This is a genomic window from Geofilum rhodophaeum (assembly GCF_002210225.1).
Taxonomy (GTDB): domain Bacteria; phylum Bacteroidota; class Bacteroidia; order Bacteroidales; family Marinilabiliaceae; genus Geofilum; species Geofilum rhodophaeum.
On the sequence record NZ_MWUJ01000001.1, the window covers coordinates 118,096 to 132,661 of the forward strand.

Consider the following 14,566-nt stretch of genomic DNA (forward strand, 5'->3'; position numbering starts at 1 on the left):
ATAAAAAGACCGGTTGCAGGCCAGCAACCGGTCTTTTTATTACTCCGTTTTTAATAGTTCCTGCAACTTCCTTAACGCGAAACTATTTCAATCTGGGCGCTGCGCAGCCCCCTGGCAGTGGCCCGCACCTTAATGGTCCCCGGCTCACGCTCACTACGCACCACCAACATGGCCTTACCCTGAAAGGCCTTGCGCTTATCGGCTACAAAAGGTGCATCCGTAATCATATCGGCACTGCTGACCGCCAAATTAGAACCGGCTCCGCTCACGCTGAAACTGATCTCATGTTCGGCATTCGGAACCAACACGCCGTTTTTGTCCACAACCTTAACCGTAACATACGAAAGATCCTGACCATCGGCATTGATCTCCGAACGATCGGCCTCCAACACGATCCTGGCAGGAGCCCCTGCGGTCTCCAGGCGATGCCGGGCGACCTCTTTACCATCAATTTTGCTGACTGCCTCAATCACTCCAGGCTCATAAGGGATGCGCCACGTCAGCTTCTGATGCAAGGCAGGTCCCAGGTTTATCGGATTCTCCGGATCGTATTCCTCTGCCGTATAGGCCCTGATGTCCTTTGTATAATACTCCTCCGGCACTTGCAACACCCCCATCGAACGACCATTCAAAAACAACTCTACTTCCTGTGCATTGCTGAAGGTGTACAAATCTACACTGTCGCGACCTGCCCAGTTCCAATGAGAGAAAAGGGGCTGATAGCGCAGTTGCACCTCATTCCAGTATTGCTGACGAACATCACTGTTGTCAAAAGCAGCAATATGTACCATCGGCTCGTCGCTGTACAAACTGTGGATGTAATAACTAAAAGGCTTCCAATGGTCGTTCCAGTCGATGATGCCATTGGTCCACCCTTTAGCCGGCCAGCCAAAAGACTCCCCGATATAGTCGGTGCCCCCCCAATAAAATAGGCCCACCGAACTGCGATGGTCAAAATTGAACCACTCATTGCCCAGGTTACCCACCTGGGCCTCGCTCAACATAAAAATCAACTGAGGATGATTGGCCTTATCCACCGGCCAAAATTCCTCCCGATAATTGGTACTGACCACATCCATATAGAACACCATCTCCGGTGGCCCCTCCCGGTAATAATTAGCGCTGCGATACGCTCCGCTGCGTCGCGAGGGATGCAAGCCCGCAGTAATAGCTCTGCTGGGCTCAAAAGACCTGATGTGAGCATATACGTCCTTGAGCATGGGTACCCCAAAATCGTATCGGGGACTGCGTTGCTGATACACCTCATTACCGGCACTCCATATAATGATGGAAGGATGGTTGCGATCACGCTTCAAAAAAGCCTCCAAACTTTGCTTCCAATGCGCTTCAAAACTATTGCCCTGACCAAAAAACTGGTCGGCCCACTTATCAAAGGGTTCATCCACCACCAACATTCCGTTGCGGTCGCACCAGTCCAAAATAAATGAATCGTGCGGATTATGGCTCAGGCGTATGGCGTTTACCCCCAAGCGCTTCAAGCCCTCCAAACGGCGCTCAAAGCCTCTTTCAAAGGCTGCGGCACCCAATGGCCCCAAATCGTGGTGAATATTAACTCCTTTGGCAAGCACCTTACGACCATTAAGCAGCAGTCCTTCCTCAGGCGTAAACTCCACGGTACGAATACCAAAGGGAGTACGATACAAATCACTCAGCTCCCCCTCTACTTCAACACGCGATACTACCTCATAAAGTTCAGGATGCTCAATATCCCACCTTCGTGGAGAAACCACTTTTGCCTGCTGTTTAAAATAATATACTTCCCCGGAGGCCACCGGAACGGTACTCGTCAATGTTTGCAGCACCTTTCCGTCCGGATCCTTCACATCCGAATGTAAGGTTACCCAAACACTGTCGGGGCGACTGTTCACCACCTCCGTCTGTACAGCCACCCGGGCCAGCTCATCGGTCACGAGCGGAGTGTGCACATAAGTCCCGTGATAATCAACATAAACCTCCTCTGTGACCAACATCCATACATCTCTGTAAATGCCCTCTCCGTTGTACCACCGAGAACTTTCCATATCCGTATTGTCGTAACTCACCGCCATTACATTAGGTGCTCCGGCTTTTATAACATCGGTAACGTCTACCATAAAGCCTTCGTAGCCATTCAACTGATGCGCCACCTCCTGGCCATTCAAAAACACTCTGGCATCGCGGTAAACCCCTTCAAACTCGAAAAACACCCGTTTTCCCTGCAGCTCCGCCTCAGGGGTAAAAACTTTACGGTACCAGCCCTTCTGCCGCGGCAAAAAACCATTCTTCTGATCCGAACCCAAACTGTCCTTTACAAAAGGACCTGCAATACTGGCATCGTGCGGAAGATCCACACTTTGCCAACGACTGTCGTCAAAGCCCTCTGCTGCAGCTTCGGTTGTTCCGTCCAGCGAAAACCGCCAGTCAAAATTAAACGAAATCCTGGTCCGCTCGGCCCTTAGGCCTGCAACTACCATAAGGAAAATGAAACTTGAAATAAGTATCCTCATAAACAATTCTATTTAGTTAACATCTGAACAATTAAGCCGACTAAGTCTTCAAAAATACCCAATACTGCAAGTAATCGCAATACACTATTTGGCACACATTTTGAACTATTTGACACCCATACAAAGACACAAAGGCAAAAAAAACTATCTTTGTTAGCAGACCGGCAAAACCTCCGGCTGCCCATCCCGACCCCGACCTCTGCTGTGCATTTCAAAAATCCCAAATACCACCATGACCGATTTTTTTAAATACTTAACATCCAGCACAGAAGACAAACAATGGGGCATCACCCTCAATGTCGTAGGCAAAGGTACTGTTCAGCCAGGGTCGCCCTATCCGGTACCCGACCATCCCAGCGCCTACGAATTCAAGTGGAAAACAGGCCGGGTATTGTCCGAATACCAAATCAATTACATTACCGAAGGCGATGGTGAAATTGAAACAGAGAACGGAAAAATAAAAATCAAAGCCGGCACGGTAATGCTGATCAAGCCAGGTATGTGGCACCGGTACCGACCCGACAAAAAAACCGGGTGGACCGAGCTCTATATCGGGGTTGAAGGAGACATTATTGACCGCTTGTTTACCAATCCCATTTTAAATGCCCGCAGTCCCATCATTGAATGTGGACTAAAAGAATCGGTACTCGACTGCTACCACCGCATTTTTGAGCTGGCCCAAAAAGAAAAGCCCGGTTATCAACTGATTGCCTCAGGTATTGCCATTCGTTTGCTGGGCTCCCTCGTGGCCCATGTAAAAAACCGTCAGTTTAAGGGCACCCCCCTCGAAGTCGCCATGGAAGACGCCAAATTTAAAATGCGTACCCAGCTCAACCAGGACATAGACTTCACCGAACTGGCCTCCTCTCTAAACCTGGGTTACAGCTATTTTCGAAAGATGTTTAAGAAACATACCGGCGTGTCACCCGGCCAATACCACCTCCACCTGCGCATTATGAAGGCCAGGGAGCTGCTTGCCTCCACCGATCTTCCAATCAAGCAGGTTGCGGTGGAAACCGGCTTCGAATCGATTCATTACTTCAGCCGCCTATTCAAAAACAAAATGGGCTATTCCCCCTCTGAAGTCCGCAAAAATTAAAAAAGGCCTCCTGAAAAGGAGGCCTTTTTTAATTAGATCATTAATGAGTGTAACATTAATAATATCCTTGATTTTGCAAGGCTTGCGCCTGCTCATCGCTCAAATTGGAGCCGTCTTCATTTAAAACGCCATCGATAAATGACTGAGGAATGGGACGTAAAACGTGATGCGCCTTCACACCATCGGCCTCAGGATTAAACGCTTGGGCTCTCACAACCAGGGTTTCGGTCCTGGCCAAATCTTCCCAACGAAGAAATTCACCATACAACTCACGTGAACGCTCATTAAGTACAAAGTGCAACATTCTCTCATAATCCCCACTGGCACCAACAGCCGATAAAATGGCTTCGTCTTCGGCAGGCAACTCGGTGTACGATGAAATTTCGAGACTGGATGCAGCTGTTGTCTCCGGAATATTCAAAGACTCGTAATAGGAATTACGGTTGGTATACGCATCGAAAGGCTCATCCAAACCTCCATTTGCAGCCTGACTCCCATCGGTATGCCAGGCGCGATCCTCACCAGAGGTGTACGCAGCCCTGCCACGCAACTCATTAATCACATCAATCGCCTCCTGATAGCTGCCTTTTCTAACCAAGGCCTCCGCCTTAATCAGGTAAGTCTCTCCAGTCCTGGCCAAAACTCCGTCGCGTTGACCATCTGCCTTTACTGCAGTTCTGGAACCATCCTCGTACTTGGACAAGGGAACGTAGCGGTTGTTGCCCCATGTTTGAGCAACCCATTCACCTCCGGAGTAGGCCACATAAGCATTAGGAACTACTCTACCTGTCTCCTCATCAACAAAAGTGTAAGATCCTGTTCCCATTTGACTTACATCAAAACGGGCATCATCTTCTTCATTGACAATATAAATAATACCCAAATCACCATTCACAATACCATGCTCATTATCTGGAGCAGCATTGTTCACGCGGTACTTTGTTTTGAAGGACTTCCAAAAACGAGAGTCGTTTTCCTTATCAAAGACATTCAATCCATACTCTGTTGTCCTCAAACGCTGAAAGTCCAAACCTCCGGCCACTGTTCGTGTCATCATAGGCAAATTGGAATATTGCGCCGGGAAATAACAATAGGTACGATTTCTAAAACGTCCCGCAGTAGATGCATCGTCATTAAACTGGGCAGCCATTAAAATCTCAGGCAGCATTTCTGCCTCACAATCTACTCCAGTCCAGTTCCAAAGATCTCGATAATCAGGGGCCAGGGGACGCTCTGCAATCACAAAATCGGCCAGCGTAATGATCTCATCCAAATCGGCATCCTTATAAGAGGCATTCCAATCTGAGTTACGCTCTGAATTACGGAACAACAAGGCTTTAGCCAGCATGTGAGCGGCCAAAGGTTTGGTAAATGTACCCTTGCCTCTGAATTCCTCCACGGGAAGCAGGTCATAAGCCTTCTCCAGATCGCTCACGAGACTGGCAACACAATCCTCTACAGAGCTGCGTGCAAAGTTGCGCTCAACACTATTGGAAGGAGTAAGTCTCAGCACCACCGGTCCATACTGCTGCACCAAACGCAGATAATTATAGCCTCTCAAAAAGTAGGCCTCTCCAAGACACTGCTCCTTTAAGGTTTCATCCTCAAAAACACTTTCATTGGCAATGATGATGTTGGCTGAGTTGATGCCAAAATACATCTGGTCCCACAAGTGATCGGGAGAAGGGTAGTTCTTATTGGCAGCACCGGTTACATAAGGCGCCAAACGGGAATCGTAAGTATTCCACATTTCACTGGTAAGGTCGGTTCCACTGGAGAACTCATCCGTTCCATAATTGGTAAAACCATAAGCCCACTCGTAAGCAAAATGATACCGAATGTTACCGTATAAACTTATCGCCAGGTCATTCAAGCCCTCTTCACCTTCAAAATGCTGGGTGCTAAAGGCTGTAGTAAGATCTTCTTTCAGAAAATCATCGCTACAGGAACTCACTCCGACTGTAAAAACAGCAGCAAGTGCGCCCAAAAATAAATTCCTATATATCTTCATAACAAAAATAGTTTAACTGTGAATCTCTGAACCTTTTTAGAAGCCAATATTTAAGCCGAAAACAAAACCTCTGTTATAGGTTGAGCCACCCAGATCCATATCTCTCCAATCAATGGCTGAGTAAATGGTGCCTGGATTTTTAGCCTGCACATACAACTTCACACTTTGCAAGCCAAGTTGATCCAATGCAGAGGACGGCAGATTGTATCCGAGCGAAATGGTTCGTATTTTGAAAAAGGACCCGGAACGATAGCCAAGAATAGAAGAGAAGGCATCTCCACCAGCCTCATTGTAAATAGGCTTTTGAAATTCCGCATCGGTATTATCCGGTGTCCAATAGTCGATCTCTCGCTGATTGTAGCGACCCAACTGACCTTCACCTCCGGTGGCTACCTGGTAGCCAAAACGACCATAGGTAATGACATCCAACTCAAATCCTTTGTAAGAAAAGGTGTTGTTAAATCCAAGAGTCCAGCGCGGATTTCTATTGCCAATAATCACACGGTCCTCCGAATCAATTTTATCGTTTCCATCCTGGTCGACCGGCTTGGCCATACCAACTTCAAAGTTGTGCCCATTGGCATTGAATCTATCCATTTCGGCAGCATCCTCCTGAGACCACAAGCCATCTCCCTCAACCCCATAGATAACGCTAATAGACTCTCCAATGAACCAGGTGTTGTCTACCATATCGTTTTTACCATAGGCCAACATTTCGATTTGATCCTTTTGCCAGGCTGCATTAATATTACTTTTCCATTGGAAATCACCTGTATCAATATTCAATGTGTTGACAGAAATATCCACCCCTCGGTTGGATGTTTCGCCTACATTGGCATAAGTCGATCGATACCCCGAAACGGTGGGGACAGACATATTCATCAACAAGTCTTTGGTCTGCGAAGTATAAACATCCAAAGAACCGCCAACGCGACCATAAAACAATGAAAAGTCGAGACCAAAGTTGTACTGTGTAGTGGTTTCCCATGTCAACTCTTGATTGGCCATAGGAATAAGTGTAGAAGTATAATTGGGCTCGTTAATGGAGTAGGCTTGCTCGTTTGCTCCACCACCAAAAGGAACAAAGAAGGACTGAATTCGAGCCAGGGTTTGGTAGGGGTCAACAGCAGCATTTCCGGTAGAACCAAAACCCAAGCGGGCCTTTAACTGGCTCACCCAAGACAGGCCTTGCATGAATTCTTCCTGCTCCATGCGCCAGCCAAGAGCTGCTGAGGGAAAGAAAGCCCATTTGTGGCCATCGGCCAACTGAGACGCCCCGTCCCAACGACCAGACACGGTCACCAAATAACGGTCCTTAAAGGAGTAGTTTAAACGCCCCATATAGGAGGTCAACTGGCGCTCTGTGAGTCCGGAACCAATTCCCACCTTTGCCTCTGAGGAAGTCACATCCAGCGAACCAAAAGCATTCCAGAGGTAACTTGCTTTGGGCACATTTTGACCGTCCATCGAACTGCTCTCCACATTCCAGGCAGAAGCCGTTTGAAGCAGGGTTAACCCAAAGTTATGATCCTGCACTGTTTTGTCGTACAGCAACATATTATCCAAAGTCCATGAAAAATCACGCTGGTTTCTCAAGCGGGCAAAAGAGGTTCCACCCAGACGGTTAACCGAGTTCCCATCAATATAAACTCCTTCCCGCCAGTTCCGGTAGTCGGGTCCAAAATTCACTCGGTACTTTAACCCTTCCAATGGAGCCAACATCTCACCCAGATCCAATTGACCATAAATACTAGCCAGAGCACGGAATGTTTGACGCTGTTGGGTAGACTGATTCCACTCATCGATTATCGTATAAACATTGCCGTCTCCACCCGGAGTCAGGATGCGCTCACCATTTTCATCATAAGGTACAGCATGGGAGAAAATTCGCTTAGCTGCATCATAAATACTATTGGGCCAGGTAGAAGAAGAGGCACCAAGAGTAGACATTCCATAATCCTGCTCGCTCCAGGAAGCATTGATGGAAGCACCCATACTGAACCAATCCTTGGGTTGCATATCCACACTAACTTTTGTAGTATAGCGCTCGTAGGCCTGTCCGATTTGTGTTCCTTCCTGATCCAGATAACCAAAAGAACCATAGGCCTGAACCTTCTCTGTTCCTCCACTAACACCCAATGAATGCTCCTGGGTAATGGCTGTTTGGGTCACAAAGTCGGTCCAGTCGGTAGACTTCACCTTTGAACCGTCCCAGCTGCCACCAGACCATCCTTGCATGATGTTCTCCCAGGCATAAGCATCGCCGCCAGCTTGAAAAATATCCTCATCGGTGTCAATAGTGGGCTGATCCCCTCTGGGATAAGCCTCTGGGTCCATATTGTGGTAAGCCCAACGTCTCCAGGTAATATAGTCACTGGCACTCATCATAGGCGCCTTATCCTGAATGGTTTCAGTAGTCAGCGTACCAGAGTAATTTACACTCATCTGACCCTCTTTTCCCTTTTTGGTGGTAACCAAAACAACGCCATTGGCTCCACGAGAACCATAAATGGCAGTAGCTGAGGCATCCTTAAGAATGTCAATAGACTCAATATCACGCGGGTTTAGGGTTTCAATTGCGCTGGAAGACATCAGCGGAATACCGTCTACAACATACAAAGGTGTATTACCAATGTAATTACCGCTGGAATTTTGAACCATGGAACGCATTCCCCGAATGGTAATGTTACCCAGTTCACCCGGACGCTCATTGGATGTAATGTCCACCCCGGCAGCTCGCCCTTGAAGCGCCTCCAAAGCATTAGAAACGGGTCGAACATTCAACTCTTCTTCTCCAACCCGAACCATCGATCCGGTTACGTCACTCTTCTTTTGAACACCATAACCAACAACCACAACTTCTTCCAGTCCCAACATATCTTCCATCATTACAACGTCAATAACAGACCTTCCTGAAACAGGAATTTCTTCGACCTGAAAACCAATGAAAGAATAAACCAGAACGGAATTGTCGCTGGGTGCTGTAATCTGATACTTCCCATCGATGTCGGTGATAACGCCAACCCCCGGGCTTTCCTTCACCGTTATGTTCACACCGGGCATTGGCAGCCCTTGCGAATCGCTAACGGTACCAGAAATTGCACGTCCCTGGGCAGAAAGGGAACCAATGGCTCCCCACAAGAACACCATTCCTAAAAGGACCAGCCGGTAAAAACGGCTACCATAAGAGGTCCCCTTACTTGATTGAGGTACTTCTCGAAGTCTTTTGTTCATAATCAGTTAAATTTGGGATTATTAAAAAGTCATCACATTTTGTAATGAAAAACAAATTTACTTGTGTTAACATCCTTTATCAATACACAAAATGATACTTTTTTTTAACTTTTTGGCACAACACTTAAAAACATGGCAATAATCACAACTATAACAACTTGCAAATAGAAGCATCAATAAGTACGGCAACAAAAAAAGACCGACCGCCTCCAATCCCGGAAACAATCGGCCTCTTTTGTTTTATCAACTAATAAATAAAAGAAATCTAAGGCCTACAACTTATAATTAAAGTAAATCATAGGTTAATATTAACACTTTCTTATTTTTCATTCATTTTCATCATTTCCAGGCCGGCATTAAGCACCAATCCCAAACCGTGCTTCTCGTTATCACCAACGGGACGGGTATAGTAGAAAACCAAATCATCAGAAATACCGGTTCCTACGCAAACATTGATAAACTTTCCCTCGGGGGTGATGTGGTCCTTTTTAAGAGCATTCCAACCCCGAAGGGCGATACGGCCGTAAGCCGGATCAATCCAACCCTGATTCACCGCTTTGGCAATACCGTAAACAAAAAGAGCTGTAACAGAAGTCTCCTGGTACGAGTCGGGCTTATCCAACAACTGCTTCCACATACCATCGGCATCCTGGTAACGAGAAAAACCCACAATCTGTTTCTCCAGAATGGCAATCAACTTGTCACGTCCCGGATAGTCCTCTGGGAGCACATCCAACAAATCGCTGATGGCAAAAGTAATCCAACCATTGGCACGCCCCCAATAGGCAACACCATTGCGCTCCAGATCTGAATACCAACAATGATAGTACAACTGCTTTACCGGGTCCCACAAATACTCATCCATCTTGGTAATCTGATGAATGGCATCGTCCCAGTACTTGCTTTCCCCCGAATAAGCACCCATGCGCGAAAGGAAGGACACAGACATGTACAAGTCATCGGCCCAAACAGTCATTTCACGCGGGAAAGTACGACACAAGGTCCCATCTTCCAGACGATCCTGTCCATTCAATACATGATTGGCTGCATTTTTAATGTACTCCTGATATTCTTTCTCAGGATTAATTGCATTTACATCAATCACGCTGGCCCCCATCGCACCGCAATCGTCCAACTCCTTAAAGTTCCACAGCTGACCAAAGGGCCAGTGCCAATGCTTTCGATCGCCCCGAAAGGTCTTTTTAAAATACGCGTAATTATCGAACCCAAAGGCCACATGATTGAGCGCGTAATCAACATACTTTTGCTCATTGAGATACTGCCCCAACTTAATGATGGCCATATTGGTTACCCCCGAAGAATAATGCCACTCCATCAAAGGGCTCTTAAAGCGAACATCCTCGCCTTTGGGAATGTCCTTGGTCGAATCGTATACCTTACCATCACTGACTCCTACAAACTGAGTCACGGGCTGCTCCAGTATATGATCTGCTATCAGACGAACAACCTCCTCATCAGAGGCCTTGGCAACATCGGCCTGGGTTTTTGGCTGTGCATAGGCCTGGCCCATCAGCACTCCTGCCATTCCAAACAACAATAGTGTTTTCTTCATCAAGTAAAAATTAAATAACTAATATTTCAACTACACAATAATTCTTCCAAAACATCAATTTCCATCGGGCTTGCTCACATTGGCACGCACACTATGGGGCAGTTTCCAACTGCTGAAGGGCATGGGTGCTTCTACATCAAAGGATGGCAAATCCCGAATCAAAAAGCGGTCCAAACGAGACGCAGATCCCTGCAGTCCCTTTACTACGGTCAGGGCAATGAGGTAGGCCCCGTAATTATTAAAATGAGTGTTGTCTTCCAAGGCTTTTGTCTGTCCCGGAAAACTCCCCGCAGGATAATGCACAAAAGCATTTTTCGATTCAATGGGCCCCAAAGCTTCAAAAAGGGTCGTGCTTAAGCGGGTAAGATCAACCAGATGCAACTGTTCGCTCCTGGCCACTTTTCTAACCGCATCGGGATAATCACCATGTGTATCCAGCTGCCTGCCAGCCTCATCAAAACGGCGGCGCTGAATGGGTGTAACAACAATGGGTACCCCGCCTTTGTCCTTCACCTTATTAACCAACTCTGTCATCAACGCGGTAAAAGAAGTATAGGGTCCAATACCTTCTCCCTTACGTTTTTGATCGTTGTGTCCAAATTCAATCAACACATAATCGCCCTGCTTCATCTCATGCAAAACTTTGGCAAAGCGGCCGGCGCTTTTGCTCGAGGCCAGGGACTCGCCCGACTCCGCATAATTGGCTACAACAGCCCGATCACCAAAAAATCTGGTAATCATTTGTCCCCATGAGGCATAGGGCTCATTCTCCTGATCCACCACCGTGGAATTGCCCACCAGAAACACAGTGGTTGTTTCTTTCGGCGCGGATTGAATCTGCACAGAATGAATGCTGGGATTTTGACCACTAAACTCCAGGGTGAGTTTCTCGTCCCAGTTAAGATAGCCGTATTCGCGCGACTTGCGCCGTATGGAATCGCCCTTTGCAAAATAGGGTGAACGTCGGTTAACCAGAAAAGAAAAGGTGCGCGTTTCCCCTGCAGGAATGTGCTCAGGACCGGCCATCCAACGACGCGACTCCGCCTTAATGGTGAGTTCTGAATCTTTGTCGGGATGACCGGCCACTACCGTTACCCGGTAGTGGCCTTCCGGTACAGCCACAGAGAAATAAAAGGGGGCTGCTGCGCCAAGGGCCACGGGAACACCATCCCCCGCCAGTACGTTTTCCACCTGGCTGTCCAAATCCAAGCCAAAAACCTTTTCAGGAGAATAGGTCGACAAAGCAGCCACCTTACAGCCCGCTGTATTGCTTTTGGTTGCGCCAAACTCAAATGTTAAAGCACCTCCATTATCCAAAGCGGCAGGTACCGAAGGCACCTCAACTTGCGGAATCAACCGCACCGGCCCCTTTAATCCCGAGGGCATAACGGGCCACCCGGCTGCATCAAAGGTCCGATAGGAAATATCCACAAAGTTAATCTCATGAAAAAGCTGCCATTCCATCTGATTTTGATCCATGTAACGAATGCGGTTGGCCATCAGGTTGGTCACCTCAATTTCCAGTTCATTGCGACCCACTTTTAAAAACTCACCTACTTCAAGAGTATGCGGCGGGCTCCATGAAATACCCAGGTCCTGTCCGTTTAACCTTACACGGGCACTGTGCAGCACCTCACCCAAATCAAGTCGCCAGCTGCCTGCTGCAGCCGTCTCCAGGTCAAATACGGTTCGATAAACTGCGGTTCCCGAAAAAAAGGCGGCCGCTTCATCGGCTCCCTGGGTCCATGGCTGCAAAACCTCCTGCTGCTGAGCAGCCGGAAGCTCCGGGCCACCAGCTACAAACTCCACACTCCAGTCATCCTCCAACACCAAAGCTTCGGCACCATCGGTTCGATAAGACCAAAGCGGCACCTGCGCCATATCCTTGTCCGTAAAAAGGACAAACATCGACGCACCGGAGCGCAATTGAAGACGCACAGCGGTTCCTCCCTCAACGGGTCGACCAACCAAACGACCATAGGCACCATTTTGCGGATCCAGCAAGAGCTTCCCTACGGCCTGTTCATTCAGCACCACTTCGGCATCCAAATCTTCAGCCGTATGGTTAACCAGATAATAGTATATGCCTTGATCGCTGTGTCTTTTAATGTATTTTAGTCCCAAATCGGTCAGGGTTTCACGCTGTACCCCGGCTAATTTTATGGCCGACTCAATTTGTTCGGCAACCAACAATTTGGCTTCACCGGATTGCCACTGGGCAACTCCGTCGGCAAGCGTTTTGGTACTGAAGCCCTTTCTTATGCCAGCCAAACGCTCCAGGCGCTCATCGAGTTCGTTCAAACCCGGCACATCGGTGGGAAAGGACTGAAAAATAACCGGAACACCCTGCTCTGCAAGGGCTATAAGCAGCTCCAGCGTCTCCAACGGCATGCGGGTACATTCCGGAACCACCACCGCTTCGTAAGCATTAACCCCGTCGGAGGTCACCAGGCCCCCTTCATTAGGCTTAAGCGTCTTGAGCAAGGCATCCGAAACAAAATCAAAAGCATAACCCTTGGCCTGCAACTGCTTTACCTGCTCAGAGTTTAACCACTCCCGTGAACCATGAACCGACATCATTTTATCCAGTCCCTCAGCATTGTGCCAGGTATCGTAGATGGGCCAATAAACCAAAACATTGTTGGCCGCTGTACCTCCTTGTAAAATACTCTGACAACGAGTTATGTAGGTATTTAATCCCCCTATATGCGGCCAAAAACTATTGCTGGGTGCAAAATGCACCGAAGCGTAAAACAACCACCCCGGCCAGGGTGCCGTCTTGGGAGAAAAGGTCGATCCGTGGTAAAAAATATGGTTAACGCCCGACAAGAAGAGCTGCTCTGCTTCGGGCTTGGCCTGGGATAAGGGCACTCTGAAATGCTCCCCCAACCAGGTGAAACTTTCGCTCGACACCAACTTTTTTCCGCTGATGTTGGCGGCTGAGGCAGCCATCTTTAAAAACAGTTCGTTGTGATCGGCCTGCTTCACGTAGCCCTCATCCCAAAAGAATCCCTTAATGGGGAAGTAAGTCCCCCCAAAAGTCTCAATCTCTGGAATATCCACCGTGGCATACACATCCAACAAATTGGCAGGGGACCCGTGCGACTGGTTACGCGAAACAGCGCCCTTTTCGTTGGTCCAGGCAGTCCACCGCGTAGAAAAGCGCTCGATCAAGAGCTCCGACATCGTTTCTCTGTAGTCGGCCTTCACCCGTGCACGAACATCCTCATCGCCCCCTCCGGCCAGTTCTCTTAAGTAGGGGGTAAGACTGTAACCGCGTCGGACTTCAAATTCTTTTTCAAAGTCAGCTCCCCAGCTGGCACCAAACAACTCATAACTGTCGTTAAAAAAGGCCCTCACCCCCGGCACATCACCGGCAAAAACCGAATCAAAACGAGCCAGGTACTGTCCGAGAGCATCCTTTGAAAAATGATCAAAAGTATAACCTGCACCACCCGGTGCAGCACGTTTAACCTGCTGGCGGGTACGTCCGTTAAAGGCTGCCAAAACCTGCCATTCGCCTTCGGAGGGTTTCCAGTTCAGAACATCGCCATCCACCCGGTCGCTGAGCTCCTGAATTTCGCCATGGGGACCATAAGCTGTAACTGCAATCAATTTCACCACCCCCAGGGCATGCTGTTTTTCATCGGCAATTTGCAGAACCAAAGGCTCCGAAGTTGGAGTCAGCTTATAATCCTGAATCACCAGACGAGCTGCGGCCAAATCTGCACCGATGTGAGGTCCCCCAAAAGGCCAGCCGGTACCGTTGGTCATATCTACCCCCAAGCCAAGGGAATCGGACTTTGCCACCATATACTGCAGCAATTCCATCCAACGGGGCGAAAGATAGGAAACATACTCCTGCTCATAACCCTTAGCCCCGTAAATGGGGGCAATCTCCACTCCGCCAAAACCCTTTTCAGCAAAAGCTTCGAGGTGCCACTTCAACTCCTGTTCGTTTACCGCACTTCCCATCCACCACCAACGCGTCCAGGGTTTCATTTCTTTAGTCACCTCAGGCCATACGGTCAGCTCTTCCTCTGCCGGAGAGGAGCAGGCCCCCCAAACAGTCAGAACGACCAAAACAACCGGAATCATCTTTTTCCACTTACAGCATTTCATAAGTTTCCTATTTTAAATAA

Annotated in this window: 6 protein-coding genes; 1 reads left to right on the plus strand and 5 read right to left on the minus strand. The window is 48.2% G+C overall.

Going from position 1 to position 14,566, the window contains the following annotated elements; translation table 11 throughout:
* Positions 1 to 71: 71 nt before the first annotated feature.
* Complete coding sequence (locus B4W65_RS00435; RefSeq protein WP_088653138.1) at positions 72 to 2,507, minus strand: glycoside hydrolase family 2 TIM barrel-domain containing protein; 2,436 nt, start codon at positions 2,505 to 2,507, stop codon at positions 72 to 74.
* Positions 2,508 to 2,739: 232 nt separating this feature from the next.
* Here B4W65_RS00435 and B4W65_RS00440 point away from each other — a divergent pair, with 232 nt between their 5' ends.
* Entirely contained in the window at positions 2,740 to 3,606 is an 867-nt protein-coding gene (locus B4W65_RS00440; protein ID WP_088653139.1) for an AraC family transcriptional regulator, read from the plus strand.
* Positions 3,607 to 3,661: 55 nt separating this feature from the next.
* Here B4W65_RS00440 and B4W65_RS00445 read toward each other — a convergent pair whose 3' ends face one another.
* The 4 genes from B4W65_RS00445 to B4W65_RS00460 form a co-directional block, all read right to left on the minus strand.
* Positions 3,662 to 5,617, minus strand: a complete 1,956-nt coding sequence (locus B4W65_RS00445; RefSeq protein ID WP_088653140.1) for a RagB/SusD family nutrient uptake outer membrane protein — start codon at positions 5,615 to 5,617, stop codon at positions 3,662 to 3,664.
* A gap of 36 nt (positions 5,618 to 5,653) precedes the next feature.
* Positions 5,654 to 8,851 (minus strand): SusC/RagA family TonB-linked outer membrane protein, encoded by a 3,198-nt coding sequence (locus B4W65_RS00450; RefSeq protein ID WP_088653141.1) that lies wholly within the window; start codon positions 8,849 to 8,851, stop codon positions 5,654 to 5,656.
* A 319-nt stretch (positions 8,852 to 9,170) separates the two neighbouring features.
* Positions 9,171 to 10,424: a glycoside hydrolase family 88/105 protein gene (locus B4W65_RS00455; protein WP_088653142.1), complete on the minus strand. Its 1,254-nt coding sequence runs from the start codon at positions 10,422 to 10,424 to the stop codon at positions 9,171 to 9,173.
* A gap of 54 nt (positions 10,425 to 10,478) precedes the next feature.
* On the minus strand, positions 10,479 to 14,546 hold the full coding sequence (locus tag B4W65_RS00460; RefSeq protein ID WP_088653143.1) for a glycosyl hydrolase: 4,068 nt from the start codon (positions 14,544 to 14,546) through the stop codon (positions 10,479 to 10,481).
* Between the last annotated feature and the right edge of the window lie 20 nt (positions 14,547 to 14,566).

Coding starts and splice junctions, on each gene's coding strand:
- B4W65_RS00440 (WP_088653139.1), top strand. CDS start 2,740: ATGACCGATTTTTTTAAATACTTAACATCCAGCACAGAAGACAAACAA.
- B4W65_RS00460 (WP_088653143.1), bottom strand. CDS start 14,546: ATGAAATGCTGTAAGTGGAAAAAGATGATTCCGGTTGTTTTGGTCGTT.
- B4W65_RS00455 (WP_088653142.1), bottom strand. CDS start 10,424: ATGAAGAAAACACTATTGTTGTTTGGAATGGCAGGAGTGCTGATGGGC.
- B4W65_RS00445 (WP_088653140.1), bottom strand. CDS start 5,617: ATGAAGATATATAGGAATTTATTTTTGGGCGCACTTGCTGCTGTTTTT.
- B4W65_RS00450 (WP_088653141.1), bottom strand. CDS start 8,851: ATGAACAAAAGACTTCGAGAAGTACCTCAATCAAGTAAGGGGACCTCT.
- B4W65_RS00435 (WP_088653138.1), bottom strand. CDS start 2,507: ATGAGGATACTTATTTCAAGTTTCATTTTCCTTATGGTAGTTGCAGGC.